The 16733-nt window shown below is 63.5% G+C and carries 16 protein-coding genes; 5 read left to right on the forward strand and 11 right to left on the reverse strand.

The annotated features are described in order from the left end of the window. A partial coding sequence (locus ACEQXV_RS00115; RefSeq protein WP_370267282.1) for an electron transfer flavoprotein subunit alpha/FixB family protein occupies window positions 1-358 on the forward strand: 358 nt, incomplete at its 5' end. Between the two features lie 354 nt (window positions 359-712). On the opposite strand, the gene ACEQXV_RS00120 is transcribed toward ACEQXV_RS00115, so the two are convergent. Continuing rightward, window positions 713-1381, reverse strand: coding sequence for a GntR family transcriptional regulator (locus ACEQXV_RS00120; protein WP_370267284.1), 669 nt, complete (start codon window positions 1379-1381; stop codon window positions 713-715). Window positions 1382-1536: 155 nt separating this feature from the next. On the opposite strand from ACEQXV_RS00120, the gene ACEQXV_RS00125 reads away from it, so the two are divergent. Next, the gene (locus tag ACEQXV_RS00125; protein WP_370267285.1) at window positions 1537-2994 is read left to right on the forward strand and encodes an FAD-binding oxidoreductase; all 1458 of its coding nucleotides are present in this window, start codon (window positions 1537-1539) and stop codon (window positions 2992-2994) included. Between the two features lie 73 nt (window positions 2995-3067). Further along, on the forward strand, window positions 3068-4696 hold the full coding sequence (locus tag ACEQXV_RS00130; protein WP_370267286.1) for a thiamine pyrophosphate-binding protein: 1629 nt from the start codon (window positions 3068-3070) through the stop codon (window positions 4694-4696). Between the two features lie 320 nt (window positions 4697-5016). Here the strand turns inward: ACEQXV_RS00130 and ACEQXV_RS00135 are convergent, their stop codons facing one another. The 8 genes from ACEQXV_RS00135 to ACEQXV_RS00170 all read right to left on the reverse strand — a co-directional run bounded on the left by ACEQXV_RS00135 (window position 5017) and on the right by ACEQXV_RS00170 (window position 12255). Then, window positions 5017-5922: an alpha/beta fold hydrolase gene (locus ACEQXV_RS00135; protein WP_370267287.1), complete on the reverse strand. Its 906-nt coding sequence runs from the start codon at window positions 5920-5922 to the stop codon at window positions 5017-5019. An 11-nt stretch (window positions 5923-5933) separates the two neighbouring features. Further along, window positions 5934-6872, reverse strand: coding sequence for a cupin domain-containing protein (locus ACEQXV_RS00140; protein ID WP_370267289.1), 939 nt, complete (start codon window positions 6870-6872; stop codon window positions 5934-5936). A gap of 150 nt (window positions 6873-7022) precedes the next feature. After that, window positions 7023-7940 (reverse strand): MBL fold metallo-hydrolase, encoded by a 918-nt coding sequence (locus ACEQXV_RS00145; protein WP_370267290.1) that lies wholly within the window; start codon window positions 7938-7940, stop codon window positions 7023-7025. Then, window positions 7933-8844, reverse strand: coding sequence for an MBL fold metallo-hydrolase (locus ACEQXV_RS00150; protein ID WP_370267291.1), 912 nt, complete (start codon window positions 8842-8844; stop codon window positions 7933-7935). Before ACEQXV_RS00150 ends, ACEQXV_RS00145 begins: the two co-directional genes overlap by 8 nt. 55 nt (window positions 8845-8899) lie before the next feature. Further along, window positions 8900-9847, reverse strand: coding sequence for an ABC transporter substrate-binding protein (locus tag ACEQXV_RS00155; RefSeq protein ID WP_370267293.1), 948 nt, complete (start codon window positions 9845-9847; stop codon window positions 8900-8902). Window positions 9848-9894: 47 nt separating this feature from the next. Further along, window positions 9895-10674 carry an ABC transporter ATP-binding protein gene (locus ACEQXV_RS00160; RefSeq protein WP_370267294.1) on the reverse strand — a complete coding sequence of 260 codons (780 nt, stop codon included), beginning with the start codon at window positions 10672-10674 and terminating at the stop codon, window positions 9895-9897. Further along, window positions 10671-11492: an ABC transporter permease gene (locus tag ACEQXV_RS00165; RefSeq protein ID WP_370267295.1), complete on the reverse strand. Its 822-nt coding sequence runs from the start codon at window positions 11490-11492 to the stop codon at window positions 10671-10673. Before ACEQXV_RS00165 ends, ACEQXV_RS00160 begins: the two co-directional genes overlap by 4 nt. Before the next feature lies 1 nt (window position 11493). Then, complete coding sequence (locus ACEQXV_RS00170; RefSeq protein ID WP_370267297.1) at window positions 11494-12255, reverse strand: ABC transporter permease; 762 nt, start codon at window positions 12253-12255, stop codon at window positions 11494-11496. Between the two features lie 126 nt (window positions 12256-12381). Between ACEQXV_RS00170 and ACEQXV_RS00175 the strand changes: the two genes are divergently transcribed. Further along, window positions 12382-13284, forward strand: a complete 903-nt coding sequence (locus tag ACEQXV_RS00175) for a LysR family transcriptional regulator (RefSeq protein ID WP_372524936.1) — start codon at window positions 12382-12384, stop codon at window positions 13282-13284. A gap of 74 nt (window positions 13285-13358) precedes the next feature. On the opposite strand, the gene ACEQXV_RS00180 is transcribed toward ACEQXV_RS00175, so the two are convergent. Further along, window positions 13359-14378 carry an alpha/beta hydrolase family protein gene (locus ACEQXV_RS00180; RefSeq protein ID WP_370267299.1) on the reverse strand — a complete coding sequence of 340 codons (1020 nt, stop codon included), beginning with the start codon at window positions 14376-14378 and terminating at the stop codon, window positions 13359-13361. Between the two features lie 141 nt (window positions 14379-14519). Between ACEQXV_RS00180 and ACEQXV_RS00185 the strand changes: the two genes are divergently transcribed. After that, entirely contained in the window at window positions 14520-15653 is a 1134-nt protein-coding gene (locus ACEQXV_RS00185) for a helix-turn-helix domain-containing protein (RefSeq protein ID WP_370267300.1), read from the forward strand. Between the two features lie 370 nt (window positions 15654-16023). Here the strand turns inward: ACEQXV_RS00185 and ACEQXV_RS00190 are convergent. Continuing rightward, window positions 16024-16733, reverse strand: a 710-nt coding sequence (locus tag ACEQXV_RS00190) for a Fic family protein (RefSeq protein WP_370267302.1), incomplete at its 5' end; no start/stop codon positions are given.

The following is a 16733-nucleotide window of genomic DNA, read 5'->3' on the forward strand; positions in this document are numbered from 1 at the left end:
GACCTCGGCGGGGATCGTCGTGTCGGGCGGGCGCGGCGTCGGTTCGGAAGAGAATTTCAAGATCATCGAGGCGCTGGCCGACAAGCTGGGCGCGGCGGTGGGCGCCTCGCGCGCGGCGGTCGATTCGGGCTTCGCGCCGAACGACTGGCAGGTGGGCCAGAACGGCAAGGTCGTGGCGCCGGACCTCTACGTGGCGGTGGGCATCTCGGGCGCGATCCAGCACCTGGCGGGGATGAAGGATTCGAAGGTGATCGTGGCGATCAACAAGGACGAGGAAGCGCCGATCTTCCAGGTCGCCGATTACGGCCTCGTCGGCGACCTCTTCGACCTGGTCCCCGAACTCACCGAGAAACTCTGAAGCGGCTGGTGCGTGCAAGCACGCACCCTACGCAACTGAGACAGCGGCCCGCCAGAGGTGGCGGGCCGTTCTGCGTCGGGCGGGAGCGGGCAAGCTTGATGTCGAATACCCAAAGCGTACGCGGTACGACGCAGGAACCGTGCGCTGTCCCGCTGCCTCCCCGATGCCACGGCGTGCGCAAGCCTCGATGTCATCAATTCCTCTCTGTGGGAATGATGCCGGGGTTATGGCGCAAGTGTCCCTGCGTTCTGAGAAGGCTCAACCCGTGCTGTCCAGACAGGCGGCGTTCCTCACACCAGGTGTTTCGTTCCGGCATGCGCAGGAACGGACCGACTTGGGTTTGTCAGCCTGTATTCACGTCTCGCTTTCGAGGGCCAGTTTCGCGCGAAAGGCTTCTGCGAGATGCCTGACATGGTCGCTGAGGCGAGAAACGGCCAGGTCCGTGTTCTTTACCCGGCAGGCTTCGAGGATCGCGCGATGCTCGCTCATCGAGCGGGTCGTGGTTTCCTCCAGGAAGATGAAGAGATGCGTGCGCAGCGCCTTCAGCGGCGAGAGGATGCCGTCATACGCCCTGACGATCGACCGGTTTCCAGGGCTTTCCACGATGGCATTGTGAAACTGGTAGTCGCCCAGCGTGTAGCCTTGGGAATCTTCCGCCGCCAGTGCGCGCTGCATGGCGTCGCAAGCTTGCTCAAGTCCGTCCATAAGCTGCGCATGGTTGCGTTCGGCACCAAGGCGCAGCGCCTCGCATTCCATGATTCTGCGGAATTCGCATAGCTCGTCGATAATGTGCAGATCTGGGGTAAAGACAAAGGTGCCCCGCTTTGACTGGATCGTCACCAGCCCCTCGGACTGCAAGGCTGCCAGCGCATCACGCACAGGCGAACGGCTGACGCCGAGTGCATCGGCAAGCCGTTGTTCCGACAGTTTCGATCCCAGCGGCAATTCACCGGAAATGATGGCATCGCGGATCCTATTGGCCGTGACGGCCATGAGCGATCCGGGGTGGTCGATGGGCTGCATCGCGCGGCGATCCTTTTTGCCGGGACATAGCCGATGCTCGGCTCAACGTCAAACTACCATGTTACATACCGTATGGCACTTGACGGTGAAACGTCCACGTCAGATGGTGGCGCGGCGGGGCGTCCCGCGACGGGAGTGAGAAAGGGAGTGCCGCTTTGACCGCGAAAACGCCAATCGAAGACCCGACCCGCCTGTTGACTGAACTGCGCGCGGTGGTGGGCGAGGCCCATGTTCTGACCGAAGGCGAAGACATGGCCGGATATCTTGTCGACTGGACCGGGCGGTACAGGGCGACGGCCTTGGCCGTCGTTCGCCCAGGCACCACCGAAGACGTTGCGCAAATCGTGCGGCTTTGCGGCGCGCAGGGCGTGGCAATCGTCCCGCAGGGCGGCCGGACCGGGCTCTGTGGCGGGGGTGTGCCGGTGGCGGGCCAGCCCTCGGTGGTTCTGTCCCTGACGCGCATGAACGCGATCCGCGCGCTCGACGAGGCCGGGCGCAGCGTCGTTGCCGAGGCCGGTGTCGTGCTGGAAACCTTGCGGAATGCGGCGCTGGACAAGGGACTGGTCTTTCCGCTGATGTTCGGCGCCAAGGGCAGCTGTACCATCGGCGGCAATCTGTCGACGAATGCCGGCGGGTCGAATGTCATCCGCTACGGTACAGCGCGCGAGCTGTGTATCGGGATCGAGGCAGTGCTGCCGGACGGGTCGGTGATCCATGCGCTGACGGGTCTGCGCAAGGACAACACGGGATACGACCTGAAGGATCTGCTGATCGGTGCCGAAGGGACGCTGGGTGTGATCACCGCAGCGGTATTCAAGCTGTTTCCGGCGCCGCGCGCCCGCGCCACAGCATTCCTCTCGGCCGCCTCTCTGGAGGCGGCTATCACGGTGCTGAACCGTCTTCAGGACTACAGCGGCGGCGGGGTCGAGGCGTTCGAATACATGCCGCAGCCTGCGGTGGATGTCATAAGGCAGGTTTTTCCCGACATCCGTGCGCCGCTGGACGCGCCGGCGAAGACCGGCATCCTGGTCGAGGTCGCCTCCTCCCGTCCGAGTGACGCGGCCGAGATGGAGGACGGAAGCATCCGTCTGACGTCGGACGTTATGGCGCTGCTGGCAGACTGCTTGGATGAGGGGCTCTTGCTGGATGTCATGGTCGCGCAATCGGAACAGCAACGCCGCGACCTGTGGCACATGCGCGAGTCGATCCTCGAGGCGATCACCAAATCCGGCCCGGCCAATCATATGGATATTTCTTTGCCTCTGAACCGGATCGCGCCCTTCGTGGCCGAGATGGATGACCATATGGCCGAACTCGGGTTCCAGCCGCTGACGGTGGGGCATCTGGGCGACGGCAACCTGCATTACGCGCTGGCCGCCGCCAAGGGCCGCGACTGGGATCGGCTGCCGCACGAGCAGGCGCGGAACGCAATTCTTGCCCGGCTTGACCAGATGAACGGGTCGTTCAGCGCCGAACATGGCATCGGGCAGAGCAAGCTGTCGCTGATGGCCGCGCTGAAAGAGCCGACGCAATTGGCGGCGATGCGCGCCATCAAACGGGCGCTCGACCCCGCCAATATCATGAACCCCGGCAAGCAGTTGCCGCCGGGCTGATCCGCCGGGTCGAGCCGGGTTGGTCCGAAGAACAATCGCCGACATCGCGGACGGATGTCGAAGGAAGGGACTGATGTCAGAACAAAAGTACTACATGCACCAATCCGTCGCGCAGGCGGTGCGCGACCACGGAGTCGAGACCATGTTCGGGCTGGTCGGGGACGCCAATCTTTTCATGGCCAACCATTTCGTCAAAGGCTGCGGCGGCACGCTGGTGCCCGCCGTGCACGAGGGCGGGGCCGTTCTCATGGCACTGGCCCATGCGCAGGTGACCGGCGGAGTCGGGGTCGCGACCGTGACGCAGGGCCCGGGGTTGACCAATTGCGTCACCGCGTTGCGTGAAGGGGTGGTTGCCCGCCGCCCGGCGGTCCTGTTGTGCGGTGACACGCCGGCATTGGCGGCGTTCCATCCGCAGAACATCGACCAGCGGGAAATCGTCAAGGCCACCGGCGCCGGATTCGAACAGGTGCAGGCGCCGGAAACCGCGTCGCGCAATGTCGCATCGGCCTTTTACCGCGCGCGCAAGGAAAGACGCCCGATCGTCGTGAATATCCCGTCGGACTTCATGTGGGCGGAGGTCACCCATCAGAAGATCGTCCTGCCGCCCCCCGAGCCCCCGGCGGTCGTGACCGAAGGGCCCGCGCATGAAGACGCCATCGGGATGATCGCCTCGGCGAAGCGGCCGTTGATCCTGGCGGGGGCAGGGGCGGTCTGCGCCAGGGAACAGCTTATTGCACTGGCCGAAAGGCTGGATGCACCGCTGGCGACCACGCTGAAGGGCACCGGGCTTTTCCGCGGTCACCCCAACAACATCGGCTATTTCGGCACGCTCAGCACCGCGGCGGCCTATGATGTCATCGCCGCCGCCGATTGCGTCATAGCCTTCGGGGCCTGGCTTCATATCTTCACCACGGATCGCGGCGAGTTGCTGAAGGGCAAACGCGTCATCCAGATCAACAACAGCCCGTCCGATGTCGGAACCTTCCATCACGCCGATGCGGTTCTTGTCGCGGATGCCGGGCGGACCGCCGAGAATATCCTTTATTGGCTGGATGAAGCGGAAGTTCCCCCCTCGGGCTTTGCAAGCGAACTGCCGGACGGGGACCTGTCGCTGCACCCCAAAGGCGACCCCCGGAAATCCGCGCCCGGGTTCATCAACTTCGAATATGCTCTGGACCGGCTGAACGAAACGCTCCCTCAAGATCGTATCATGCTGACCGATGGCGGGCGCTTCATCACGGAAGTCTGGTGCCGGATCTTTGTTCCCGACCCGCAAAGCTTCCACATGAGCGACAATTTCGCGGCCATTGGCCAGGGAATGCAGCAGGCCATCGGCGCTGCGCATGGTGACCCGAAACGCCCCGTGGTTCTGTTTACCGGTGATGGAGGGTTCATGATGGGTGGCATGAACGAATTCAACACCGCTGTACGAACGAACCGCGACCTGATTGTCATTATCTGCAACGATTCCGCCTATGGGGCCGAGCATGTCCAGTTGCTGGATCGCCAGATGGATCCGTCGCTGACAGAGTTCCACTGGCCGTCTTTTGCTGAAACCGCCAGGGCCCTTGGCGGGGAAGGGGTGCAAGTGACATCGCCCGAAGAGCTGGAGACCGCGATAGAAGCGATCCGGGTCCGGAAAGGTCCGATCATCGTGGAACTGAAACTGGACCCCAACAATGTCCCACGGATGCGGATGTGACGTTGCGGCCAATTGGCCGTAGGGGGCAATCCCGGCAGCGCCTCATGAGGCGCTGCCTGTGTTTGTCTCGACAGCTGTCCGGCCAGGATGGCAATCGCCTTTCGGCTGCAATTCCGGGTGGCGTGAAGATGTATCGACCCGGAGGAACCTGCTCAGGTTAAGCTGCTGATCTGAAGGCCTTGACAGGCGTGCGCATGGCAAATGCCTGATGCGGTCGGCGGTTGTTGTGGGTGCACTCGGTCACCGGGGCCGTCTTATGCTTCGCCGCCCAACGCTCTCTACGCTTCGCGTCGTCCTGCCTTGCAGCGAGAGCAGGATGTCTATGCATCGACACAATGACGCGCAAAGAAACTGGCGACGGTTTCGAAAACATGCCCCGGCCGCGTGACCGTCGCCGCGCCCGGGCAGATGGTCGTCAATGTCAGAGGTTCCCGGTCATCGAGATCCGTCCGGTTGAAGAAACCGTGCCCAAGGCCTGGAACCTCGATCAGCGTGACATCGGATCCAGCCGCAGCGACGGCTGCGTAGAGAAGACGGCTCTGACCGATGGGAACGGCCGCATCTGCCGTCCCGTGCATGAGCAATAGGGGGGGCAGTCCCGGGCGGGCGAACCGACAGGGATTGGCTTCATCCGCAAGCTTCGGATGCTCGGTCACGGCGCCGCCGAGGAACAGGCTTTCAAGCGCCTGAGGGTCCGTGACGGGGCGCGGGACGGGCAGATGCGCGGATTCCGGATCGTCCGAGGGCTGGATGGTCGGGTCGCGCTGCGCATCCATCTGCAGGAAATCCACGGGCGGATAACCCGCACAGATCGCTTGCACCGGATCGCCTGCACCGAAGGTGCCTTTGGGCGCCATGCCCGCCAGCGCCGCCAGATGCCCGCCTGCGGACGATCCCCAGAGCCCGATGCGCCCGGGATCGAAGCCATACGTTCCAGCGACCGAGCGCACCCAATGCACGGCCTCGATCGTGTCCAGCACGGCAGCCGGAAAAATCGCCTCCCCCGAGAGGCGATAATCGATTGAAACCATGGCAAAGCCCTGTTGGGCGAAGTGCCGCGAAAGGTCGGGGCCGAGACGGCGGTCGCCAAAACGCCAGCCGCCGCCATGCAAGAAGATCACCACCGGAAAAGGTCCGTCCCCGGCGGGAAGATAGATGTCCGCCAGCCGATCGGTTCCGCCTGCGCGGGAATAGACCTGATCGGGCAGGATACGCGGCTCTCTCATGCCGGAGCGATTCATGGCTGACCTGCCCCGGGAGGAGCGCCCAGCGGCACGATGTCCAGCTCGCCCAGCCGCTCCAGAACACGATCAAACCGGAACGGAAGCGGATGCTGCGGGTAGACCGTAATGTCGGCCGCATCACCGAGGATTTCGAAGAACGGCTCGAAAATGCCGGGCTTCAGCCAGCCCATCAACCGCGTGTAGGGGCGCAGGAACTGGTAGGCATGGGGCGTGCCGCGCGGCACGAACAGGAAGTCTCCGGGCGCCAGTTCGACGAGGTCGTCACCGGCCTTCATCCGGACCGCGCCATCGACGCAGAAGAACATCTCGTCATGGCGCAAATGCTTGTGGGGCGGGATCATCGGGCCTTCGGGGCCTTCGGTCAGCAGGGTGAAGAACTCGCCGCCGGTGTTGCGGTTTCGCGAGGTATAGGTGAAGAGCTGCTCTCCGACGATGACATGATCACCCTCGCCAGAGCGGATCACGAAAGGCTCTGTCCCGTCGGGCAGGCTCGTGCGGCCCTCGTCCAAGGGCAGCTCCGCGGGCAACGGACCAAGGATCTCGGTATCGCAGCCGGTGACGGAGCCCGCGGCCAGATCGTCCGCGCGTCCCGGCGTGGTATCGGGCTGGACGAAGCCCTCATAGGCGCGGCCCGTCGCCGCGAACAGCCCCGAAGCATTGCCCCCCGTCTGAAACAGCATTGCCACGTTGCGCAGGCGCTGCATCGTAAGACCCCAGTCCGTGCCGGCCGGGATCGAGGCATAATCGCCCCGCACCAGCTGGTATCGGCGACCGGCGAGGATCAGGTCGACAACCCCGTCCATGACGTAGAGCCCGGCATGCGAGGCGCCGTGCCGCAAGAGCGGCAGTCCGGCGCCCGCGCCGCCGGTGAGCATCGTCAGTCCGAAACTGTCGCCGGTTTCTGCGCCGGTTGCATAAGAAGAAGCGACCATGCCTCCCACAAGATGCCGCGGCCCCTGACCTGCGCGAACGCCATAAGCGGCGGGCTTGCCCGGAAGATTGTTGAACTCCATGTTCATCCCCATTTTCGAGAAGGTTGCATGTTCGATAGTGCCGGAAGCGCCCTGCGCTCGCGGTTGGTTTCAGAAGCTTTCGCCGTCGCCGGCGATGACGACACGGCCTTCAAATCGGCTTTCGATACGTGTGCGAAACGCATGGATGCCGGCCCCGGTTGTCGCATCGCTGGTCAGATGAACCGCGACGACGGACTTTGCGCCGGCCGCTTTGGCCATTTCGCCCAGTTGCTCGGCCGTCAGGTGATGCTCTTCCATATGGGCACGGATCGCGGCCACCATTGCGGCAGGGGCGTCGGGACGGTTCCTGCGGACGCGGTCCATGACATACTCGGCGTCGACCATTTCTCCGACCAGCAGATCGACCCCTGACGCCAGACGCGAGACGCCGGTGCAGGGTCCGGTATCGCCGGTGAACACCACCGACCGGTCCGGCAGATCGAAGCGCAGCGACAGGGATAGCGGGCCCGGTTGGCCGAACTCGGTTTCGGGACGGTAATGCGTGTTCTCGCAACAGGTCACGCGGCACGAGCCGATCTCGATGACATCGCCCGGCGTGATCTCGGTCACCGAGACGAAGCGGCGCGGATGCGGCAAGCCCCGGTCCGTGGCCCCAAATCCGGTCTGATTGGGCACATCACAGGCCAGGAACAGCCCTTCGACGATCTGTGCCGTCCCGGGCGGGCCGTAGATGTGAAGCGGGTTCTGGCGATGGGTCATCATGTTGACGCCGAGGATCGCGAACAGGCTTCCGATATGGTCGAAATGATGATGCGACAGGACAATGTGTTGTAGACGCGCCATCTCGATGCCTGCGCGTTTCAGGCCCGTAATCGCTCCCTCGCCGCAATCGATCAGGATCGGGTCCTCTCCGGCCATCAGCAGATGGGCGGGATAGCCGCGTCCCGGGGTGGGCGACGGGCCACCGCCCGATCCGAGAACGGTAAAGCTGGACGGGGCTGGCATGGTAGAACGGGGATCACGCATGAGCCTGCTCCGCCAGAGCCGAGCTGACATGGACGCCGCTCTCGCCGATATCCAAGGTCATAAGGTCCTGGCCCGGAATCACCGTCCCGTCATAGCCAAGCGCCGTTCGGTCAAGGATTGACTGCACGCTCGGTCCCATTGCGCCGCCCGGAATCTGCACGATATGGGTGAAGACCGCCAATCGCGGGCGTGCACCCGAGAAGATCGCGGCGGCTTCTTCGGGCGAGGTATGGCCCTTCATCACCACGTCACGGAAGAAGGCGTCGTCCTGCATCGAGGGATGGATGGCCGCGACCTCGTGCACCAACAGGTCGCAGTCCCTGGCAGCGTCGCCGACACGGGGATCGGCCGCGGTATCGCCCGACAGCACGACGGAGAAACCGGCATGGTCGATCCGGAAACCGTATGTCGGAGCGAAGTCGTGGTGATACGTGCCGAAGGCCGTGACCCTGACGCCGTGTTCGTCAAACACCACGCCCTCGGAGATCCGGCTCGGGACCAGACGGGTGGCCTCGACGGGCAGCGACTGGATTGCCCGTTCGCGCACGTCGCCGCGAAAGGCCATCTGCATCCCTTCGGCGAATTCCTCGATTCCCTCGGGCCCGAAGATCCTGAGCGGCTTCCGTCGCTTGCCGAACGGCGCCGGGATATAGCCCGACGTGTAGACATCCGCGAAACCGGCAGTGTGGTCGGAGTGAAAATGCGTGAAGAACACCGCGTGCAGCGCACCCAGAGGGCAGCCCGCCTGCGTGAGCCGCAGGGAGGCCCCGCGTCCGGCGTCGAAAAGCAGGTTCAGACCAGCGGCCTGTATCAGCGTGGCCGAGCCGAAACGCTCGATATCGGGTTGAGGGGTTCCGGTCCCGAGCAGCGTGACGCGGATCGGGGCGAGGTCTGGATGGGTCATGGCGAAACTCTCGGAAAGAGGAAGGAGGGGACGGGACGTTCCCGCCCCCGTTTGGTCAGTTTGGCATCCGCTCCCACAGCATCTGCTCTGGCGTGGGTGCGCTGGGGATGAAACCGAACGCGACCATGTCCTCGGCCAGCCGTTGCAGCTGATCGGCGTCTAGGGTGACCGATGTCGGCGGGATCGGACGGCTGGCGATGTACGCTTGCGGCAGCTGCGTGAGTTCCGCGTCGAGCGCGCGCACCTCGTCGGGGTGAGCGTTGGCATAGTCGTAAGCGCGTGCCATGACCTCGATGAAGGTCACGAATTCATCGCCTCGCTGGGCCAGAACCGCCTCCGAGGACAAGTAGATGATGCCCGGCGTTCCAATCATCGGCCCGTAGGCATCGGAAAGAAGGCGGAAGTCAGGATTGGTCAGCGCCAGATCGTAGAACAGTGCGAAAGGCACGATCGCCTCGACATTGCCGTTCTGCAGGTTCTCGATGAACGTGGGCGGCGGCATGTTGATCAGCTCGACCGCATCAGGCTCGAACCCTGCTTCGCGCAGCGCGCGGAACACCAGGAACGAGCCCGTGCCCTGCAGGCCGAAAGTGCCGATGCTCTGTCCTTCAAGGTCGCCGACCGACTGATAGGGACTGTCCGCACGAACCACGAGGCCGACGGTCGGCTGCGTGTCGATGTTCTGGTTCCCCAACACGATCTTCAAGGGCACGCCCTGCGCGATCGCTGCGATCGCGGGCGCGGCGCCGGACCCGACAAGATCAAGCTCGCCCGACATCAGCCGCGCGACGTTCTGCTGGGGATTTGACGCTTCGATCAGCTCGACCTCCAGCCCGGCCTCGGCGAACCAACCGTTCCGCTCGGCGATGAAGAAGGGCTCGAAAGCGCCGATATTGCTCCAGCCCACCCGCAGTGGTTCGGCCTGCGCTACAACGGGCAGGGCCAGCATGGTGGCGAAGAGGCCGGCCCCGAGGGCGCGGCGGGTAACTGTCGATATGGACATCGGTTTCCTCCCTGCGATGTGCATCACGCGTAGTTCGATAGAGACCTTCAGGACGCATGCCGAAGTTCGTTCAGGATCCGGCCGCGAAGCTGGGCGAAAACGGGCAGGCTTTTGCTCGCGACCTGATCGCGTTCGGCACCCAGATCGACGGCGACGCTGTCGATCACCGTTGCCGGGCTGCCCCGCAGCACGACAATGCGATCCGCCAGATAGACGGCTTCGTCGATGTCATGGGTGACGACGATCACGCTGATCCCCAGCCGCCGGCGCAGATCCAGAACCAGATCCTCCAGATCGAAACGCGTCTGCGCATCCAGCGACCCGAAAGGCTCGTCCATCAGAAGGACATGGGCGTCATAAGCAAGCGCCCGCGCGATCGCCACGCGCTGCTGCATCCCGCCCGAAAGCTCCCATGGGTACTTGTGCTCCTTGCCGGCAAGGCCGACATCGGCGAGGCAGTCCATTGCCCGCTGCTGACGCTCGGACTTGCTCAGCCCCTTGCCCTTCAGGGGCAAGATCACGTTGTCCAATGTGGACATCCACGGCATCAGCGAGCCCCGGTAGTCCTGAAACACCAGCCCGATTTCCGGCAACGGTTCGGTCACCGGCATGTCACCGACCACGACCCGACCGCTGCTCGGGGGCAAGAGCCCGCTGAGGCTGCGTAGCAACGTGGTCTTTCCCACGCCCGACGGACCGACGATAGCAATGATCTGCCCGGGTTCGACCGTCAGCGAGATGCCTTCGATCACGCGATGATTGCCGTAAGCTTTCCCCAGGTTCTCGACCGAAACTCGCGGGACGGCGCTGGTGGTGACAGGGTTCATCTTGCTGCAACCTTCTTCTTGAGCGGGATTGTGGCGGGACGGGACGCTTTCGGACCGCGCGACGGCAAGCCATAGTACCAGCCCAGCAGGCGACGCTCGGCCGCGACGAAAGCGACGTTCACGACGAAGCCGATCAGACCGATCCAGACTGTCCCGGCCCAGACCTGCGTCATGTCGAACCGTTCGGTGCCGTTAAGGATGTAATAGCCCATCCCCTCGTTACCCGAGGCGAACTCGCTGATCACCATCACCGTCAGGCTGACGGACAGGGCGATCCGCGTTCCGGCCATCACCTGCGGAAGCGCCGCCGGCAGCAAGATGTCGCGCACGATGACCGGTCTGGGCAGTCTGTAAGCCCGGGCGGTCTCGAGGATCGATTCCTTCACACCCCGGACACCGTCAATCGTGTTCAGAAGAATTGGCCAGATGGCGGTCGAGGCGATGAGGAAGATCTTGGGGCCTGCCCCGATCCCGAAGGCCACGATCACGATGGGTACGATGGCGACGCCGGGAATGGCGCGGACAAAGGACAGAAGCGGCCAGACAGCTTCGCGCAGTGCCCGGCGCTGGCCAATGGCGATCCCGAAGGCGACGCCCAGAACCAGCGCGATACACAGGCCGGCGGCGACGTTCCGCAGGCTGACGAAAGTGTCCCGCAGAAGCTCCCCGCTCGACAGATCCGTCCACATGCGCAGCAAGGTTCGGGACAAAGGCGGGAAAAAGAACGCGCCCGACTGCTCGGAGAAGACCCACCACAGAGTGATCAGCACGACCGGAAGCCAAAGAAACGCGATGAATGACAGGATCCTGATCTGCATGTCACACCTCCCCCGCGCGGAAGTGCCAGGACAAGAGCGTCTTCTCGGCCTGATCGGCCAGCAGGTTCACGATTACCCCCAGAAGCCCCGCATACAGCGCATAGGCAATCGCAACGTCGGTTTCATAGAAATCCCGCGCGCGGGCCAGTTCACGCCCCATTCCGGCGACGGGACTGGTGATCTCGACCGCGATCGCCACCAGGATGGACACCACGACTGAAATGCGAAAACCTGTCATGATGAAAGGGCTGGCTGCGGGCAAAAGGACGTGGAAATACCGCAAGTGCAGCGGGATCCGGTAGGCGCGGACGGTGTCGGCCAAGGTCTCGTCCATGCGCCGAGCGCCATAGATCGTCTGCAAGAGGATCGGAAAGATACAGGCGCTGACGATCAGAACGATCTTCATCGTCGACGTCGCGCCCAGAATGGTCAGCAGGATCGGGATCAGCGCGACTTGCGGAAAGGACCTGCCGAAATCGACAAGGAACCGGGTCGAACGCTCGAGAAACCGCGATGAGCCGATTACCAGCCCCGCCGGAACAGCGATCAGGAGCGCGATCGTAAGCCCGATCGCCGCGTCACGGACAGTCATGGCAAGTGCGGGCCAGAAACCTTCGCGGGTCAGCAATGAAAGCGCTGCGCTGAACACAGCCTCGACCGGCGGCAACACGGCTTCCGAGACCTGTCCGAAATGACTTGCCACGGCCCATAGAAGCAACACGCCGGCAAAGACCGACGCCTGCCTTGCGATACGAATTCGCATGGCGACCCTCCCTCTTGGCGCGCTGGCGCCACTCCCTGATCAAACTGTGCTTGCAAATGTGGGAATTGACAAATTTTTCTTTCCGATAGCTAATCATCACGAAAATCTATTTCCCGGGAGCACAACATGCGGTTCATGGGACTTGATCTGAACCTTCTCGTGGCCTTCCGGGCGATCATGGACACTCGGTCTGTGACGGGCGCCGCACAACAGCTTCACCTGACGCAACCCGCGGTCAGCAACGCCTTGCAGCGCCTGCGACAGTATTTCGACGACGACCTGTTCGTGCCCTCGGGCAACAGGATGTTGCCGACGCCGCTTGCCGATCGCCTGGCCGGGCCGGTCAAGGCGATCCTTGCCGACAGCACCGCAATGCTGGCCACCGCCCGGCCCTTCGATCCGCCCACCGCAGACCGGTTATTCGTGATTGCAGCCCCTGACGACGTGACCGAGGTGGTAATCGCGCCGGCTCTGAACCGCATCTTCGACGCCGCTCCCGGTATCCGGCTGGATATCGTCCCGCTCACGGCAGATCATTCGACGCCGCTGAATTCCGGGGATGTCGACATGCACATCGTGCCGCGCGCTTTCAGTGTACCGAACCAGCCGACGATTTCGCTCTATGATGACGACTACGTCGTGCTGGGCGACCGGGACAATCCGGCGCTGCGGCACGGCATGACCGGGGCGGAGCTTCGTCGCTTCCATATCGTCGGCGCCTTGATCGTGGCGCCAAGACGGATGACCGGCGCTCATGCGCCACAAATGGTGGCGCGGCTTCTGGATGAGGCGTCGGTCACGGTGAAGAATTTTTCGCAGCTGCCCGCGCTGATCGCAGGCTCGGAACGGCTTGCCGTCGTTCCGCGCCGCCACGCCGAGGTGATGTGCCGACACTATCCGCTCAGCGCCTACGACATGGCGGAAAAAGGGCCACCGCTGGAAATGGTCCTGCAACTGGAACGCAAGCGCGAGAACGATGCCGGGCTTCAATGGCTGGCAGAGGAATTGGTTGCCACCATGAGGCGTTGAGCCGCCCGAACTCGGCCGAGACCGAAAACCCCGAACTGGCCGACCGCGGCGACGGGTAAACCCGCGGGGTTCATTTACAGGCCAAGGCCCTCGACGATGGTTTCCACGATCGCTGCATGCACTGCCTCCCGCTCCGTGCCCGGAGGGTCGGTGCAGACCGGGTCATCCTGTTCCGCCTCAAGGATTGCTACGCCCTCAGGCTTGCAGAGCGGCATCGCGGTGAAGTGGAAGGCCGGGGCAATCTGCAAGACCCGAGCATCAGGGATGAGGGCTGCAAGGCCGCTTGCGGTGAAGTCGGTGGCAGACATTTGCGTCTCGCTGTCGCCCAGGCCGATCAGCACGGCATCCGGCAGAAGACCAGCCACGTCTGCCGCCTCAAGGCCCCACACGAAACCGGGGTCGATGGCCACCACGGCGGTCACACGCGGATCGGCGTAGCTGGCGTTCCACAAACCTGAGTCCTGCCGCTGCATTCCGACCGTGTCGGACAAGAGCAGGTCGCAGGCATCCATCGTCGCAATCTGGGCGGTGCAGGTCGAAATGATCCCCTGAAGGTTGCCCGTCGCACCGCCCAGCGACAGCGCCGTCCAGCCGCCAAAGGAAAACCCCGCCGCCATCACCCGCGTGAGGTCAAGATGCGGGCCAAGGTCTGGGTCATCCGTCAGCATGTCCAGCGCGCGCGACAGATCGGCCGCGCGGGTCCAGTGCCGCACGCCCCGCGCCATGTCATGATCGCCCCAGGTCGAGCCCGGGTGGTTCATCATCACCACGATGGCGCCCCGGTCCGCCAGCGCCGAGGCGAGCCAGGCCTGCGCCCGGTCTGTGCCGCCCATCCCGTGACTGAACAGCACGACAGGATGCAATCCCGCCGCCGGTTCGGCATCGGTGAAGGCTTCAACGCCACGAAAAATCGGGCTCTCGGCATAGACAGTCTCTGTGCCGCCGGTGCCGCGGGGGTACCAAATCGCCACACGCGCCTCGGCATTGTGGTGGGGCATCTGCATCTGGGCGATTTTCAGTCCGGCCCCTTCGGCCAGGGCGCCGTTGGCGAGGGTGGAAAGGACAAGGGCAAGGGCGAAGGCGGTGGTCTTCATCTCGGGTCTCCGATCCGGTGGTTCAGATGCCCCTTGGCTCGCCTGAAACTGCACCCTCGCGCGTCCTAGAACCGGATTCAGGTCGCCTATATCCGGATTTGGGACTAGGCATCGGCTGTTCCCAAGCGCTGTGATCCGTTGATGCCCACCCTTCCTATCCCTGTCTTCGTAGGCCTTCTTCTTGCATTTGCCTGCCTGCGCCTTTTTGCGGATCAGCGGCGGCTGAGCATCCTCGGGCTGCTTCTGGCGCTTTGCGCGGCCCAGTCGTTCATTATCGCGCTTGCGCAGCACTATACGGTGCCGGGCATGCGATGGGTGCAGCCTGTCAGCGCCGCCCTTGTGCCGCCCGTTGCCTGGCTTGCTTATGTCGTCACTGCGCTGCGGCCCGCGGCGCGTGGTGATCTGCTGCATGGCCTTGTTCCGCTGGCGGCCGTGGCGGCGCTACTGGTTGCGCCGGCATTTCTTGACGTGCTGCTGCCTGCGGCTTTCGTGGGCTACGGAATCGCGATCCTGATGCAGGCCTTGCGGGGTGCCGACGCGCAGCCCCAGGCGCTCCTTGCGCATGACAACCTGCCTGCGCGTATCTGGCTGGTGATCGGCGCAGCGCTCGTCGCATCGGCGCTGAGCGACGTGTTGATCGTGCTGGCGCAGGTCACTGGGCGGGCCGAAGCGCGCGGCTGGATCATCACCGTCTTTTCGGTTGGCAATCTGCTGCTGATCGGCCTGTTCGCGCTGTCCCCATACCTGCGGACAGAACAGCCGGAAGTCAAAGAACCCGACGAAGAAACCCCCGAGCCGGATACCGAGTTGTGGGAGCGGCTGCAGGCCTTCATGGCGCGGGAAAGGCCCTATCTCGACCCGAACCTGACGCTCGCGCAGCTTGCTCGGAAACTGCGCGTCTCACCCAAGGCGCTTTCGACCACGATCAACCGTTCAACCGGCGAGAACGTCTCGCGCTTTGTGAACGCCGAACGCATCCGACATGCACAATCACGCCTTCTGCACGGCGAGACGGTGACCGAGGCGATGCTGGCATCAGGGTTCAACACGAAGTCAAACTTTAACCGCGAATTCCTGCGCATCGCTGGTGCCAGTCCAAGCGATTGGATGGAGGCCAGCAGCACGATTGCCGAGGTGAACACTTCGCCGTTTCTGGCATCGGCGGTTGACCGAAACCCTGCGGCTGAACTGAGTTCCAATGAGGAAGGCAACGCTATAAGGGCCCCTGATTTAGCTGCCCGCCGTCAGCGTCCGACGAATTCGACGGAGAACTGACGCTGGCGCCCCGCGGCGGAGCCGGGAAGGGGGCCGGGCGAGGCTGGCCCGCCATTGGCGGCGATGGTAAAGACCACGATCGCGATGCCCCTCGCGCAAGCAGGCCTGGGCAAAAGGCTTCACGCCACCGGGGACATAGTCAAGGTCGGTTCGATCTCCTGACACCGGAACGGACCAGTAGGGTAAGGACGAGAATCCCAGCTCTAATTCCATCGACTGGAGGTTATGGAGGCTACCTCAGCCTGACCACGTGCCGTTCCGTGGGCATGGGTCGTTCGATTAAGACCGCGCAACGCACGGGCTTACTCCAAACCGCGTGTTCGCGTGACATAAAACGGATTATCGGATATCTGATGAGTACCAGAACTCATCACGATGTTCCGCTCTTTTCGTCGAGCTTCAACCAATACCGCGTATGGCGTCGCTCTCCGGTTCGGCTCAGAGCCCCTTTTACGACCAGATCCTGCAGATCGCGGGTCGCGGTTGCGCGTGAGGTTCCGGTGATCCTGAGGTACTTGTCGGCGCTGAGGCCGCCTTTGAAACCAGCAAGGCCTTCCCGAAACATTCGCGCGATGGCCTTTGCCTGGCGTTCGTTCAAGTGGTCCCTGTGACGATCGTAGAAATGTGCCTTGCTGATGAAGAAGCCGACGCGGTCGAGTGTTGCCTGTTGGGCCTTCAAGACAACGTCCGCGAACCAGACGAGCCAATCGGTCACGTCGAGCGTTTTTTGATGGTGCTCAAGCTGATCGTAGTAGGCCTTGCGCTCCTTCTCGATGGTATAGGCGAGCGAGATGAGGGTCGGCTGGCCAATGTTCTGCGCCAGAGACTTTTCAGCGAGGGCGCGACCCAGTCGGCCGTTGCCGTCTTCGAACGGATGGATGCTTTCGAAATAGAGATGGCCTAGCCCTGCACGCGTCAGGGCGGAAAGAGGCTGTGCTCCCCCCGGCCCTGTCTTGTTGAACCAATCCGCGTATCGCTCCATCTCTGGCATGACCCGCTCTGAAGGCGGCGCTTCGAAATGGATCGTCGGCCGGTCGAGTCGGCCGGAAACGATTTGCATCGCCTCGGCATGTTGTCGGT

This window comes from Nioella sp., assembly GCF_964229645.1.
Classification (GTDB): domain Bacteria; phylum Pseudomonadota; class Alphaproteobacteria; order Rhodobacterales; family Rhodobacteraceae; genus Nioella.

Bases quoted from the DNA above. Each gene is read 5' to 3' on its own strand.
- ACEQXV_RS00120 (WP_370267284.1), bottom strand. From the start codon at position 1,381: ATGCAGCCCATCGACCACCCCGGATCGCTCATGGCCGTCACGGCCAAT.
- ACEQXV_RS00130 (WP_370267286.1), top strand. From the start codon at position 3,068: ATGTCAGAACAAAAGTACTACATGCACCAATCCGTCGCGCAGGCGGTG.
- ACEQXV_RS00135 (WP_370267287.1), bottom strand. From the start codon at position 5,922: ATGAGAGAGCCGCGTATCCTGCCCGATCAGGTCTATTCCCGCGCAGGC.
- ACEQXV_RS00140 (WP_370267289.1), bottom strand. From the start codon at position 6,872: ATGGTCGCTTCTTCTTATGCAACCGGCGCAGAAACCGGCGACAGTTTC.
- ACEQXV_RS00145 (WP_370267290.1), bottom strand. From the start codon at position 7,940: ATGCGTGATCCCCGTTCTACCATGCCAGCCCCGTCCAGCTTTACCGTT.
- ACEQXV_RS00150 (WP_370267291.1), bottom strand. From the start codon at position 8,844: ATGACCCATCCAGACCTCGCCCCGATCCGCGTCACGCTGCTCGGGACC.
- ACEQXV_RS00155 (WP_370267293.1), bottom strand. From the start codon at position 9,847: ATGTCCATATCGACAGTTACCCGCCGCGCCCTCGGGGCCGGCCTCTTC.
- ACEQXV_RS00160 (WP_370267294.1), bottom strand. From the start codon at position 10,674: ATGAACCCTGTCACCACCAGCGCCGTCCCGCGAGTTTCGGTCGAGAAC.
- ACEQXV_RS00165 (WP_370267295.1), bottom strand. From the start codon at position 11,492: ATGCAGATCAGGATCCTGTCATTCATCGCGTTTCTTTGGCTTCCGGTC.
- ACEQXV_RS00170 (WP_370267297.1), bottom strand. From the start codon at position 12,255: ATGCGAATTCGTATCGCAAGGCAGGCGTCGGTCTTTGCCGGCGTGTTG.
- ACEQXV_RS00175 (WP_372524936.1), top strand. From the start codon at position 12,382: ATGCGGTTCATGGGACTTGATCTGAACCTTCTCGTGGCCTTCCGGGCG.
- ACEQXV_RS00180 (WP_370267299.1), bottom strand. From the start codon at position 14,378: ATGAAGACCACCGCCTTCGCCCTTGCCCTTGTCCTTTCCACCCTCGCC.
- ACEQXV_RS00185 (WP_370267300.1), top strand. From the start codon at position 14,520: ATGCCCACCCTTCCTATCCCTGTCTTCGTAGGCCTTCTTCTTGCATTT.